This window comes from Paenibacillus sp. JNUCC-31, assembly GCF_014844075.1.
GTDB lineage: Bacteria > Bacillota > Bacilli > Paenibacillales > Paenibacillaceae > Paenibacillus.
In genome coordinates, this window is sequence record NZ_CP062165.1 from 152667 (window position 1) to 167073 (window position 14407).

Here is a 14407-nt window from a genome sequence, read left to right on the forward strand (position 1 = left end):
CTCGCTGTTACATTTTCTAAAGAACAACATGCCCCAGTTTAAGTGCATGTGATCAAAGTTTAGGTATATATCTAATCAAAAATCGGACTAGGTTCTTGTCCTTCCCTCAACATCTTTTATCAATCTTACATGGTCTAAAAGTTTCATGTGTAGCTTCATACTCTTCTATTAATCGGATTTTATTTCCATCAAATCTAATCGTTGATATCCCATCAAATGAATAAAGTTCCTTTTCTTTTGCTATAAAATACCATTCTACAAAAAATAAGGTTTCGTCTACTTGATGAATATTTTTTATCTCCCATTTTAAGACAACTTGCTTCAGTAACATTTTTTCGATCCATAAATGGATTTCCTCTATACCCACATACATTGCTCCATAACATTCGCGGTAGACAATATCATCAGAAAAATACGTATCTAAAAACGTAAAATCTCTCGTTACCCACATAAAGAAATATTTTTTTATAATTTCTTCTTTCATAAGTTTCTCTTGCATAAGCTCCTCCTCTATTTTTTAATTAAGCGCAGTTCTTAACTAGTGTTTGTAGTCTATTATATCAAATGAATTAATTCAGAAAAAAGAGAATGTACATAAGTCACACGCCCATCTAATCGATAATCACTATGTTCTTGTCCATGGCGGAAATCGGTACATCTTCTTGTCCCTCGACATTTAATGTTACTAATTCTATGTACTTTTATTTCATACGTAAGAGCAGCCGATCGTATTGGTCGGCTGCTCCTTGGTTTATAAAGCTATCGTTTCCCGTTAGCTTAACCATAATTCTGACAAACGGTTTATATTTTATTCAAAAATATCTGTTACTGCACCTCTCGAAGCAGAGGAAACTAATTTAGCATATTTGCCGAGTACACCGGATCTTACTTTCAGTGGAGGTTGCACCCACTCTTGCGCTCGAGCAGCCAACTCTTCTTCTGACACTTGAACCTTTATTTCCTGAATATCGCTGTCAATGGTGATAATGTCACCATTTTTTAGCAAAGAGATCGGTCCACCTACTTGTGCCTCAGGTGATACGTGGCCGACTACAAATCCATGCGAGCCCCCCGAGAACCTACCATCTGTTATGAGAGCAACTTTCCCACCTAGACCCTTTCCTACAATTAGTGCTGTAACGGAAAGCATCTCAGGCATACCTGGTCCACCCTTGGGACCACAATAGCGTATGACCAATACGTCTCCTTCTTGAATTTCATCATTCATAATCGCTTCCGTCGCGTCTTCTTCGCTATCGTAAACCTTTGTCGGACCGGAAAACTGCTGTATCTTCATGCCTGACATTTTGGCAACAGCGCCTTCAGGAGCGAGGTTTCCTCGAAGCACAACCAGTGGTCCATCTGGCTTAAGCGGATTGTCTAATGGGCGTATAATCTCTTGATTGTTTTGAAGTGGAGCAGCTTCTGCTAAATTTTCCGCCAACGTTTTACCAGTTACCGTGAGGCAATCCCCATGAAGTAATCCCTCAGCGAGCAATAGCTTCATTACCCCTGAAACACCGCCAATATCATTCAAATCCTGCATCACATATTGGCCACTTGGCTTCAGATCGGCCAAATGGGGAACACGCAAGCGAATTCGCTCAAAATCATCCAAGGTTAAATCTACTTCTACGGAGTGCGCAATAGCTAGCAGATGGAGAAAGGCGTTGGTTGATCCCCCTAGAGCCATAACAACGGTGATCGCATTCTCAAATGCTTTCTTCGTCATAATGTCTCTTGGGTAGATTTCCTGTTCAAGAAGTGAGATGACCTGCTTACCGGCTGCTTCGCATTCCAATGCTTTATCCGCTGAGATAGCTGATGTCGAAGAAGAACCAGGCAAACACATACCCATTGCTTCTGCAGCTGCGGCCATCGTATTAGCGGTATACATGCCCCCGCAAGCCCCTGGACCCGGACAAACACTACATTCGACCTTATGCAGCTGTTCATCTGTCATTTTTCCATCCTGATATTGACCAACAGCTTCAAAAGCTGAAACGATATCCACTTTTTTACCATCAAGATTACCAGGTTGAATGGTTCCTCCATATACATAAACGGAAGGAATGTTCATCCGTCCAATAGCCATCAAACATGCAGGCGTATTCTTGTCACAACCACCGATTGCAACAATGCCGTCAAAACGCTCGGCTCCGGTCACAATTTCAATCGAATCAGCTATAGCTTCCCTGCTTGGCAGCGAGAACAACATGCCTCCATGCCCCATCGAAATGCCGTCTGAAACTGTAATCGTATTAAAAATTAGTGGAGCGCCGCCATGGTTACGTACCCCTTGCTTGGCTTGAATAGCTAGTTCATTTATGTGCATATTGCACGGGGTTACCTCACTCCAAGTACTTGCTACGCCAATCATTGGCTTTTTGAAATCATCATCAGTAAAACCAACTGCACGCAGCATCGCCCTGTTCGGTACTCGGTTGGCACCTTCACTGATTACCTTGCTTCGAATACGAAGATCTTTTCCGTTCGCCATGTTCCCTTGCCCCTCTCAGTTTAAAGTATTCCTTGCAGCTCCTGCATCGGACGGATGAAATTTTGTTTCATTAGTGCCTGAGCACAATCGCTATCCTTGCTCTCGAAAGCTTTAATAATCGAAGCATGCTCATCGACAGAAGCTTGTGTAGCAGTAATAGGCTGCTTTAAGAACACGTATTTAAATCGCCGAATGTGAATCTGAAGCGATGCGCTGAATGAAGTCACATAAGGATTATCTGAAAACTCAACGATAAGGTTATGAAATTGTTCATCCGTCTCCATTGCTTGGTAAGCTTGACCACTCTTAATGTCACTTGCAAATTCTAGATTAATCATTCTCAGTTGCTCAATCTGCTCTGGAACAATAATCTTTGCGGTAACCTCAGCTGCTAATGCCTGAAGAACAGCCATGGTTGAATACATCTTAAAAATATCGTCTTTCTCGATTTCCGTTACTTTTGTTTCTTTTCCAGGATGCGTGGAAACGAGACCTTGTACTTCGAGTAACTGAAATGCTTCCCGAACAGGTGTCCGGCTTACCCCAAGCGAATCCGCCAATTCAGCGTCGATAAGCTTTTCACCTGGCTGCAGCGTACCATCGATAATCCATCTTTGAATCTGGGAGAAGGTTCTTTCTTTTGCGGACATTCGCGCAGGCGAGGCAAAATTTTTAGGTATTGGCATGGTTATCATCCTTACTCTTTCAGTTTTCCTATATGCAATATATCGCATACATATATTGAATGCAACGGATTATATCAAAATTAAATTTTTTTTTCAAAAAAATGAAGCTGCCTATTTTTTTAGGTAGCTTCATTTATCCTAGAAAAAAATATATCTCCCACTACGCTGTTCTGCCCGTTAGTTAATGAATTAACGGACGAATATCGACTAGACACATGACTATTCGGCAAGCTTTCTCCCTACCCTTATGTGTCCGCTAAATCGTTATCCATAAAATTGAAATATCTCAGTGTTCCAATCGAGACTGTAGTAAAGTAGAAATACCGCTTCTCGAGCTCTTTTTTTTCTTCGCTCATCTCCAGAAAGAACGGTTCTTTCATGACTTCATCAATCTTAATAGCTTCTCGCCAGAAGCACAGCTCAAGTTCTTGAATCGCAAAGGAAAATCCTGTCCTCGGATCATCATCTCCGACTATTGGGTACTCTTTCATAAGCGAGTAGATTAAATCCTCTACCTTCGTCGTGAAGGCGTCCACACATCGAAATGTTCGCGCATAACAGCATCTCGATATAGCTCGGATTCACGGATATACCATCATCAGCGCTCCAATGGTTCAGATTTTCAAAAGTCTTCTCCACCTCTTCCCTGCTCATCCCAGCCGAAAAGGACCTATGCCGACAAGCGGTGTTATCATGATTGCGTCCTCCACTTGCAAACTCCTTTCAAAGACAATTCTCTCGGTTAGTATACAGAATCCAGCCATCATAGGCATGTTAACCTGCCCATTTGCTTAAAGAAGGCAGCCGGTCATTTCGCTGGCTGCCTTCTTGTAATGATCGGGTTAGATTTTCCAGTTAACTTAATAAATCTCGCTACCAATACCTTTTTTTGTTTCATCTTCTTGTTAGTGTTGGGTTAGAGAAAACGCACAATCAGTTGGACATCCCAGATTCTCGAAAACTGTACGCGCGGCAGAATCTACCGGCAGGAAAACCTCAATTTGCGGATACAAGCGGCTGCCTGTGGAAATCGAAGCCTGTCTGTAGCGAATGGGAACAAACTCGCTGGTGCTTTCCATTCTGGCTAGTATGGTTTGTGTATGATCAACCTTTGCCTCTGTATCCGGTTCATTCAGATATTCATCCACGTTATATTTCTGAACTCTTTCAAACAATTTTTGATACCACGCATCATAACGCGAAAGCATGTGCTCCCTCTTGAAGGTGTGTATCCCGTTTTTGGCGTGCTCCTCCCACTGTTCAAACGAAACTTTGTCGAATGTGGAGCGGGGCCGGATAGGCAAATCGGAATTAAAATGAAAGTCGACCCTATTCATTAAACCGTCATATGAACGTTCGAGTGGGATATCGAACAAATGACGAAATGGCTTGTTAACCCCCTTGATGTCCTGTCTGTGTGTTACGATCATGGCGGGAAAAGGAATGCTCCACATCATTTGCTGAGCCCACTCCAATGCACGCTCCAACGACCGCCCTTCCAATTCGGTCAGGATCGGAAGATAACCGGCTGCCAAAAGCAAATCGTTCCGCTCGTCGGATGTGCACTCAAGATATTCTGCAATTTTTATAATCATCTGACGATTCGGTATGCGGCGGGTACGTCCAACCAGCAGATTTTTATACGAATGAAAAGCCTCGTCGTTGAGCTCTTGTTGAGTAAATCGTTTCAAGGACGGGTGAGGTCGGTCGGCAAGCTTTTGCTGGCGTTTCACCCGCAGCGCTTCAATTTCTCCGATAACGATTTTATGTCTGGACTTCTCCGGATCTATATTCATTCTCTTCCCTCCTCTTATGAAGTGTAATTCTGCACTTGGGCCGAACATTTATTTAAAGTATACTCCTCATTGAAATTAAAAGTCATCTATTGACACACAACCATAAATGGAGGAGAGATCATATGATTCGTACCATTGTAGTTGATCCGCTTGCCCCGTCACATTTGGCGTTCAAGGAAGTTGCCGCCCCGGAGGCCAAACCTTGGGAAGCGATCGTGCAAGTGAAGACCATTTCTCTCAATCGCGGTGAATTGAGAGACGCTAAGGATCAGGAAGCATTAAGTCGCCCCGGATGGGATTTCGCCGGAATTGTCATTGAGCCGGCCAAGAGCGGCGAAGGTCCACAAAAAGGGGCCAGGGTTGTTGGTTTGCTCCCGATGGGAGCCTGGAGCGAACAAGTTGCCGCCCCCTTGACGATGCTGGCCGAAATCCCAGAAAAGCTAACTTTTACGGAGGCGGCGACCCTACCCGTAGCAGGGCTCACGGCGCTTTATGCACTCCGCAAAGGCGGCATGCTGCTTGGCAAACGTATTTTCATTACAGGCTCTACCGGCGGGGTTGGGCTATTCGCCCATCAGCTTGCGGCCCAATCGGGCGCATACGTCGTAGGTACGGCAAGCACGGAAGAGAAGGCCGATCTCGTTCGGGAGGCTGGATCCGACGAAGTGATCATTGGATATTCCGCAATTTCATCAGCCCGAAAATTCGGGCCGTACGATCTGATCATCGATTCAGTAGGCGGCAATACACTAGCGGTGTTGCTACCGCAGCTAGCGCGCCAAGGGGTTTGCGTTGCGGTAGGATTTTCCTCTTCAACTACCTCAACGATCGATATGATGAACCTGGTGACCAGCGGGGGAAGAACCCTGTACAGCTTCTTTCTAGGTGAGGAACTCACTCGTCAATCAGCCGCGGACGATCTGAGTTTGCTAGCTCGGCTGGTCACAGATAAGCGGCTAATCCCCAGGATCGAAGTAGAGGCTCCTTGGACCGAAATTAACACCGTTGCCCGAAATATGATGGAACGTAAATTCTCCGGCAAAGCCGTGCTTCACATAGGCTGATTGTACTGCACATTCAATCATGACGATTGCTTACTATTTGCTATCTATATACAAGTCTATAAACGAGAAAATACCTGCCCCTCTACCGGGCAGGTATTAAAGGTGAATCGTATGAATGGCTTACCCACATCGATCACTAAATATTAGTCCAGAAGGCTGTAAATCTGAATGCTCTCCACCTTGGCATCCTTGATATGAAACGACATCACATCCACATAATTGGATGGTTCGTAACGGAAGTCATCCTCCTCATCAGGGGCTCCATTACCAAGCAGTTTCCCCTCAGGGTAGGCATTTTTGAGTGTATCCAGACTATCTCCTGCTTTAATGTTTCGTACTGTCGCGTACTTAGGATCTGTAATTTCGATATGAAAAATGGAGTCTTGTTTCCCCTTCGGTATACTGATTGTTTTAATCTCCAGACCAGGATACGTATAAACCTTTTCTGTAAAACCGATTAACGTATCCATGTTTGTTCCATCGTCGGCACTGTACGTATGCGATTTCAGGTTCTCCGGTTTGCCCAGCATCTGTTCCATCTGATCTTCATTCGCTGTATCCGAAATCGCAATAGTGTGCTCATTATAGACAAAAGCAAGCTCCTTCAGCACCACATTGCCTTCCTTCTCCATCGAACCTTCTTTAATAGCTTCAGTACCCTTTTCTTCAGAATTTTCGGAAGAAGGCGCATTAGCATTTGTTGCACCTTCGCCTTTGGACTGTTCGTTCGACGTGTTTTTTTCAGCCGAGTTCTGCGTCGCTTCTGGCGACTTGGCATCATTGGACTGACAGGCGGTAAGTGCCATCGTTAGTGAGATACTCAGCAGGATACCAGCTGTAGCTTTATTTATCAATTTCATCATGATCCCTCCATAAATGTGTGATTTGTTCTTATGAAGTGATTATAAATAAAACATTTGTTAGTCTCATAACAGAAATGTACCAATCTTGTAACGTTACCTATTTAGGCTTGGGATTGGATGCAGGTCTACACACGAGGCAGAACAATCGTAACGGTCGTCCCTTTTCCCAGTTGACTTTCGATGTCGATATATCCATTAAACCGCTCTACAATCTCTTTGCAAATGGAAAGTCCAAGACCTGAACCATTTGCTGTACTTGCATTTTTCGCCCGGTAAAAGCGTTCCTGCACTCGCTCCAGCTCATCGCCGGCGATGCCAATGCCTTGATCACGTATCCGTATAACGACCTCGCTTGGCGTATGTTCCAACTTCAGTTCGATCAGCGATGGACTGTCTGAATATTTGATGGCATTGTCCACAAGATTGGCGATCGCATGGGACATCAGCATTGGATTCACGTTGGCGTGCACTCTTGTCGTACCCTCATCATCCGCTTCTTCCTCCGCCTGACTAACTCTGATCTCTATCCCTTTATCTTTAGCCTTGGCTCCCATATTCATTGCAACTTGCTGAATCAGTTCGTTCATTTCCGTCTTCTCGACTTCCAAATCGTTAGAACCAGCCTTATCGAATCGGGATAGCAACAACAGTTCATTAATCAAGCGCGTCAGCCGATCCGATTCCTGCAGCAGATGAGCATAGATTTTTTGCAGCTCCTTGTTCTCGTTCTCCCCTTCAACCAAGTATTGAGAGAAACCCCGAATAGCTGCCAAGGGTGTTTTTAACTCATGAGATACGTTGGAGACAAATTGTTTCTGGTATTGAATGTAATCATGAAGCTGCCGTCCCATGGAATCCAGCCCATCTGCCAGCATGCCCAGCTCATCCTTCCGGTTTAGATGAACTCTTTGAAACTCCTGTCTAGAGAAACTTTGGGCAGCGCCAAGCAACAGCTTAATCGGCTTGGTTGTGTTGCGGGCAATCCACAGACTGGATAACGTAATCAGTACAATAAATCCGCCTGCACCCGCAAACAGGATATAACGGATTTGATCCATAATCGCATAAAAGTACGAAATGTCGTCCACGAACTCATATACATAAGCGGTTTCGTAAAATTGATTCTGAATGGGAGTCGCAAAATAAAGCAGATGATCTTCCGTTACGGTGTAGGCATAACTGCCGCTCAGTGCTTTCTCAATATTTTTGTCAAAAATAAGCGGTTTGCCATCATTAATGATGATGCCATCCACAGCCAAGCCCAGCAACTGCTTGGAGCTATCATAGATACGTACTTCCTTACCCGAAGCTTTCAGCTTCTCCAGAGCAAGTCTGACGATTTCCTTGGTCTGCGGCTCTCCTGACGATGACCTATGCTGTGCTAATACCTCTCGGAAGGACAGTTCGGACAGATCCGCCTTCTCCATCATCTGTTTTTCAATGGTTATGAAGCTGTAGTAATCGATGGCTTTATTCACCGCAAAAATGATAATGCCAAAGGACAGCACGGAGAAAAATAAATAATTCAGCAGTAACCTGGTTGCATACTTCAGGCCTCGCCACCTCCAAGTTGATAGCCAAATCCATAGATCGTCCTGACATACTTCGGTTCGTCCGCGTTATCCTCCAGCTTTTTTCGTAAACGCATGATGGTCATATCCACACTGCGACTGTCCCCCATAAAATCATATCCCCATCCGATCTGCAGCAGCTCATCCCGGGTAAAGATTTTGTCTGGCCTTTTGAGTAACGTTTCCAGAATTTTAAACTCTTTGGCCGTTAAAGACACAGGTACACCGTTTTTCAGCACCCTTCGGCTTTCCAGATCAAATGTCAGCTCTTCATGAATGATGCGTGTAGATTTCACTTCCGTTCCTTCACTTGAGTCCTCTTTGCTCTCGTTTCTTCTAAGAATCACCTTGATCCGAGCGAGCAGTTCACGATTGTCAAAGGGTTTGGTCATGTAATCTTCTGCCCCTAGCTCTAGTCCGAGCACCTTGTCGATTACCTCATTTTTGGCAGATAGCATGATCACAGGAACGGCACGTTTACCGGTGATTTCCTTGCACAGGTCATATCCGGAGCAGTCAGGCAGCATCAAGTCAAGCACCACCAGGTCCGGCCCAAAAGCATCCAGCAGCTGCAGGGCTATTTTACCGTTTTCAGCCGTTTGAACGACGTAGTTTTCTCTTCTCAGTACGAGCTCAATTAAATCTCTGATTGCGACTTCATCGTCAATGACAAGTATTTTCTTCAATGTGCACCCCTTTTAGCCTTGTTTCCCAGCTTGAATCAAAATTTACCCTCATCTTAGCACAGACACTTTAGATTTCTCCACCAACTGGAAGATGAGGTACACTCCACTGAGCCCAACATAACTTGTAATAAAACCGAAGAAGATTGGTTTTGGCTTTTTTCCACGCATCCCAGTTCAGAACACAATCATTACTTCCCGTATGTTGCAGTACAGACAATTGAGCCAAAAGACACATCCACCATCCTCTTCATTTCTTTCTACTCAGATCTTCATCTAATCGAAATGCGAAAACTGTCCTGCATAATGCTACTTAATGAGGTTTTAATTACGTCGCTTTTCATTTAGATACTCATCTAATCGGTAATCGGTACAAGTTCTTGTCCTTGGCTTGAGACACGAACTTGTACCGATAAAACAAAAAAGCTGCTAAAAAAGCAGCTTTAATGGGAATATGTTCTTGTCCCTCAACATTCCGCTCAGAATGGAAGATCAAGCACTCAGCTCCAAAAATATTGCATCCTCCGATACCCGACCTCCCATACTTTTTCGTTCCCTTCAATAGTAATCTTCAGTTCGCTCCCCGGCTCAAGAGGAATCTTGAATATCAACGGGAATAGTTCAGGATCACTCCGCTGATCTTCCCCAGAGCCGGTCATTATCTCGCTTCCATCGAGGGTAACACGGATACTTCCGGAATAATCTGTTGGTTCAGGGATTCCGTAATAAAAAGAGAAAATCGTCTCCCCCTCAGACGTATATGTAAACGTTTTAGAATCTCCGCCTTCAGTGCCATACATATTATAGAGAGGCTTTACATTCTGGTCGCCTATTTTGATGCTTTCCGGCTTGTCTCCAGGTGATGAACTCCCCGAACTGTCCATCCATTCGTTGATCGCCACAAACGGGCCTTCTACTTTAGTTGCTGCTTTATCTATCACCCCGCATAATCCCCATACGACTAATAAAAGAACCATACCGGAAATAGCCGTTGTCGCCAGATTGCGCCAGAGGTTCCGGGAACGGAAACCAAGTTTGTATGCCCCAAAACCGACGGCTGCTCCTATCGTATTCTGAATGGCATCGTTTATATCGAAACTGCCAAGTAAGGAAAGCGCCTGAATGGTTTCCAGCACAAGAATCGCTATAAAGAACAAGGACATGAACCGGGCAAAGGTGATCCGGTACAACCATGGAATCAATATACCAAAAGGGATAAAGGCGGCGATGTTACCAAAACCAACCAAAACCATTAGGCTGGGATGCAGGAGATCAGATAGAGCCGGCAGCCTGAAAAAGTTTTCGGGCAAAACAAGAAAGGTGTACCCAGCCGTTGTCTCTGCAGCATCTCCTCTACCGAAAGCGAAGAACATAAAATAAAGAATAAACAATGTATAGAATATGGTTATGGTAAAAATGATCTTACGTTGTTTGGTCATGGTTAACTCCTTTGCCGGATGCATGTTATTAACTGGGCTTATTGCCCCATTTATTTTACCACATAGTATAATAAAAACGCTCATTAGTTTCATGAAACCCGCCGATCCTTCACCATCTTCGGATACCTGTCGTAGCTTAATAGAGGCGGATTTTGTCTACAAACCTGCTCGCGTTAGCCTAATGAAACAGATAAATATTCTAATCGACATTGGTACCACGTTCCTAACCTTTTCAATGGAACTACGTTCTTGCATTAAGTCGTAAAATCAACCACCCTTCGCAGATTTGATTAACTTTACGTCAGCTAATCTCTACGGAAATTTCCTGCAGGTCCCATAAATGCGGTCTAACTCTTCCGGTAAGCAACCTTATGAAAAGCATTGATATAACGAAACAGTGCTTCACCATCATCAGGCACATGCGTGCTTCTATCCATTGGCAGCATCATTGCCTGATACGGCTCTGGCACCATTCTATATTGATGGACATAGGAGGTCAGGATGAACCCGTTGCGTTGCCAGAACTGAATGCGTTCCTGATGAGCCTGCGTTATCCCGGACTCCGCCTCTATAATCATACCTTTGATCCCGTGTTTTCTTAAAGCCCAGGCTCTGAGCTGCTCCAGCATCCAAGTCCCTATGCCCAACCCGCGCAGCTTCTGTTCAACCGCGAGGTAATCGATGATCAGGATGCGGTCCGCAGCCTTCCCCTCCAGTCCAGTAACAGCCATCGCAACCACTTCTCCATGATGAACGCCCGTGTGTAAATAACCAATCCCCCGGTCCAGCATACTGCGCAGAATCGCTTTTGTCTTAGCGCCGCTTTGAAAAGCCTCATGATAGATCCGCTCCATCCGCGCCCACAATGCTTCATCCCACTCCTCTATAGTAGTAAACTCTAATTCCAGCATCTCATTCGCCTCCAGATTTTTATCATAACAAATCCCGCCTCTGCTAATAACACTGTTAAACGTTTGTAAAATGAAAAGAATAAATTTCCAACTAATTATTATATATATCCACGTTCTATAAAGACATGTTCTTGTCTCTCGACAAATTTCTAAGCATTGTTACATTCCAGACTACTGAAAAATCGCTCAACAAAAACATCACCATATATTTTCTTCATATGTACTGTGTTAAAAATATATTGTTCCATATGTTCAAGCTTGCGCAGACTGCGTACCAATATTTTACGTTCATCGTCAGATAGATTAGGGTCATTGTCAATCTTCGTCATAGCATTTTTCACACGTACGGATACCTGTTCAACATACAGCTGGTTTTTGGATTTTGGCGGAATACATTGCGTCAGGTCACAGTTCACAAAACGAACACCTTCAAGGATGCAGTTTTCAAAATTGGCGATTAGCTTTTGTTTGCCATTTCCCTCAAACGTAATATCCACTAGCTTGCCGGTAAAGGAACAATTGACGATATTCGCCGCTTGTAAAATCGGGTCATTGAATCTACATTTAACAAAAGTACAGTCGATAAACGTAGCATTCTCCAACGTCATCCCTCTCATATCGCAGGAGGAAAATTCGCAACTGGTGAAAACAGCTTCGCCTCTAGCAATGCCAACAGAGCGCAAGTCGGAACGAATAAATGTACAATGATCAATCGTACTATCGGCAAAAAATCTCGCATTGGTAAGATCGCAGGTATCAAATACAAGTTGATGCAGATTACAGCTCCAAAATATAGGTGAACCAACATTCGAGTTTTTTATGGTCGTTCCGCTTATCGTTACGTGCTCATACCTGACAATATCAGTAAATAATTCGTTGTCTATTGATATACCCGACTCGAGTTTTCTCATCCTATTCACCCTTTCATTTCTTTCTTCAGAATCTCTTACCATTAAGAATACCTTATACTTTCACTTGTCGCTCCTAAAAGTGATGATTCTCTCTTAGATTTTTCAAGTTATATCTATATAACTAAAACCCGATATTCTCAATCGACCATCTCAGTTTAACAAGCGATTATAGATAATATATTATTCTGGCAGGATCAAAACAAACCGACGGGTGTTTCAATACTAGGCGGTTTGTTTTATTTTATCAACAGTTGGCTTTCCGAAATATTACATGCTGGACTAGTACATACTAAGGAAAAGTTGGATGAAGCTTACATATCGGAGGTCTCTTCATGGTATTTACAATCACAATTATCATCGTTGCACTATTTGCAATATGGGGAGCCGTCGCTCCTGATCAGCTGGCTGATGTGGCTAACGTAGCCTACAACTTCTCTATTCAGAATTTTGGCTGGTTTTATTTGCTAGCAACCCTTTTCTTCCTGATCTTCGCTTTCTATCTGGCATTCAGCCGATTTGGCGGTATCCGGCTGGGGGATGACGATGATGAACCGGAATATTCTACGGTTTCCTGGCTGTCCATGCTGTTTAGCGCTGGTATGGGCATTGGGCTGGTTTTCTGGGGAGTTGCTGAACCGCTGTCCCACTATTTATCTGCACCGGAGGGAGCGGTACCCGAAACAACGCAAGCCGCAAGACTTTCAATGCGTTATTCCTTTTTCCACTGGGGGCTGCATCCCTGGGCTATTTATACCGTCATCGGCTTAGCGCTCGCTTATTTCCAGTTTCGGAAAGGCTACAAGGGGCTAATCAGTTCCACCTTTATTCCTTTGATCGGTGAACGACTTGCTGCAGGCTGGCTTGGCAAGGTCATTGATATTCTGGCCGTCATTTCCACCATCTTCGGTGTTGCGACCTCGCTTGGATTGGGTGCACTTCAGATCGGTGGGGGGCTGAATTACTTATTCGGCATTCCCAACTCAACGCTGTCCCAGGTTGTCATCATCGCCATTGTAACGGTATTATTTTTAATCTCGGCAACTTCCGGTCTGGATAAAGGTATTAAGATTTTGAGCAACACCAACCTCGTTATAGCTGTGCTATTAATGTTGTTTGTTTTGGTGACTGGGCCGACTTCTTTTATATTTGATACATTTACGACCACCTTGGGCAGTTACCTGCAGAATATTATTAACATGAGTTTGAGACTGACGCCGTTCTCAAGAGAAACCTGGATTGGAACATGGACGTTATTTTACTGGGCATGGTGGATCTCGTGGGCTCCTTTTGTTGGCACGTTTATCGCAAGGGTATCCAAAGGAAGAACCATAAAGGAATTTGTAATTTACGTCATGGTTATTCCAAGTCTGTTCGGATTTATCTGGTTTTCCGTCTTTGGGGGAACAGGACTTCAGTTGGAATTGTTCAATGCCGCTCATCTAGCGGAAGCCGTCAAAGCAGATACAACAACCGCTTTATTCCTTATGCTGGAGCAGTTGCCTTTAGGCACGATTACCGCATTCGTCGCTACTCTTCTGGTCATGATCTTCTTTATTACGTCGGCGGATTCGGCTACCTTTGTGCTGGGCATGCTGACTTCAGATGGCAAGTTGGACCCGAGTACAAGAGTAAAATTAACCTGGGGAATCTTGCAGTCTGCCATCGCGGTAGTACTGCTGATCAGCGGGGGATTGAACGGCCTCCAGACGGCCTCCATTGTGGCCGCACTGCCGTTCGCTGTTGTCCTTATCGGCATGTGTGTCTCCCTGCTTAAAGCTCTGCAGGCTGAGGACAGAGAGCGCCGTCAGAAGGAAAAACGGCAGCGCCAAAAACTGAAACGATTACTGGAGGAACAGGAACTCGCAAAATGACGTTCCCTGCAGGTAATGTATACTTGATCTCTATAGAGAAGGCACCTGCCTATGGGCGGGTGCCTTTTTATTATGTCGTTTTAGATCCCAATAACACAAAAAAGCTGCTAAT

At 44.3% G+C, this 14407-nt stretch carries 13 protein-coding genes; 2 read left to right on the plus strand and 11 right to left on the minus strand.

Features of this window, described 5'->3' with window-relative positions:
- Positions 1 to 106: 106 nt before the first annotated feature.
- From JNUCC31_RS00600 to JNUCC31_RS00620, 5 genes are all read right to left on the minus strand, one after another.
- Entirely contained in the window at positions 107 to 499 is a 393-nt protein-coding gene (locus JNUCC31_RS00600; RefSeq protein ID WP_228469396.1) for a nuclear transport factor 2 family protein, read from the minus strand.
- Between the two features lie 309 nt (positions 500 to 808).
- Positions 809 to 2500 (minus strand): dihydroxy-acid dehydratase, encoded by a 1692-nt coding sequence (ilvD, locus tag JNUCC31_RS00605; RefSeq protein WP_192267583.1) that lies wholly within the window; start codon positions 2498 to 2500, stop codon positions 809 to 811.
- Positions 2501 to 2520: 20 nt separating this feature from the next.
- Positions 2521 to 3186, minus strand: coding sequence for a GntR family transcriptional regulator (locus tag JNUCC31_RS00610; RefSeq protein ID WP_192267585.1), 666 nt, complete (start codon positions 3184 to 3186; stop codon positions 2521 to 2523).
- Positions 3187 to 3431: 245 nt separating this feature from the next.
- Positions 3432 to 3677: a hypothetical protein gene (locus tag JNUCC31_RS00615; protein ID WP_192267587.1), complete on the minus strand. Its 246-nt coding sequence runs from the start codon at positions 3675 to 3677 to the stop codon at positions 3432 to 3434.
- 414 nt (positions 3678 to 4091) lie between these two features.
- Entirely contained in the window at positions 4092 to 4982 is an 891-nt protein-coding gene (locus JNUCC31_RS00620) for an MmyB family transcriptional regulator (protein ID WP_192267589.1), read from the minus strand.
- Positions 4983 to 5104: 122 nt separating this feature from the next.
- On the opposite strand from JNUCC31_RS00620, the gene JNUCC31_RS00625 reads away from it, so the two are divergent.
- A complete protein-coding gene (locus JNUCC31_RS00625; RefSeq protein ID WP_192272615.1) occupies positions 5105 to 6046 on the plus strand; it encodes a zinc-binding dehydrogenase in 942 nt (313 codons plus the stop codon).
- A 143-nt stretch (positions 6047 to 6189) separates the two neighbouring features.
- On the opposite strand, the gene JNUCC31_RS00630 is transcribed toward JNUCC31_RS00625, so the two are convergent.
- The 6 genes from JNUCC31_RS00630 to JNUCC31_RS00655 all read right to left on the minus strand — a co-directional run bounded on the left by JNUCC31_RS00630 (position 6190) and on the right by JNUCC31_RS00655 (position 12424).
- Complete coding sequence (locus tag JNUCC31_RS00630) at positions 6190 to 6909, minus strand: hypothetical protein (RefSeq protein ID WP_228469399.1); 720 nt, start codon at positions 6907 to 6909, stop codon at positions 6190 to 6192.
- A 125-nt stretch (positions 6910 to 7034) separates the two neighbouring features.
- Positions 7035 to 8417: a sensor histidine kinase gene (locus tag JNUCC31_RS00635; protein WP_192267591.1), complete on the minus strand. Its 1383-nt coding sequence runs from the start codon at positions 8415 to 8417 to the stop codon at positions 7035 to 7037.
- Between the two features lie 41 nt (positions 8418 to 8458).
- Complete coding sequence (locus tag JNUCC31_RS00640) at positions 8459 to 9166, minus strand: response regulator transcription factor (protein WP_192267593.1); 708 nt, start codon at positions 9164 to 9166, stop codon at positions 8459 to 8461.
- Positions 9167 to 9663: 497 nt separating this feature from the next.
- Positions 9664 to 10602 (minus strand): VanZ family protein, encoded by a 939-nt coding sequence (locus JNUCC31_RS00645; protein ID WP_192267595.1) that lies wholly within the window; start codon positions 10600 to 10602, stop codon positions 9664 to 9666.
- A gap of 347 nt (positions 10603 to 10949) precedes the next feature.
- Entirely contained in the window at positions 10950 to 11513 is a 564-nt protein-coding gene (locus tag JNUCC31_RS00650; RefSeq protein ID WP_192267597.1) for a GNAT family N-acetyltransferase, read from the minus strand.
- Positions 11514 to 11662: 149 nt separating this feature from the next.
- A complete protein-coding gene (locus JNUCC31_RS00655; RefSeq protein WP_192267599.1) occupies positions 11663 to 12424 on the minus strand; it encodes a pentapeptide repeat-containing protein in 762 nt (253 codons plus the stop codon).
- 332 nt (positions 12425 to 12756) lie between these two features.
- Between JNUCC31_RS00655 and JNUCC31_RS00660 the strand changes: the two genes are divergently transcribed.
- Positions 12757 to 14295 carry a glycine betaine uptake BCCT transporter gene (locus JNUCC31_RS00660; protein ID WP_192267601.1) on the plus strand — a complete coding sequence of 513 codons (1539 nt, stop codon included), beginning with the start codon at positions 12757 to 12759 and terminating at the stop codon, positions 14293 to 14295.
- Positions 14296 to 14407: the final 112 nt, after the last annotated feature.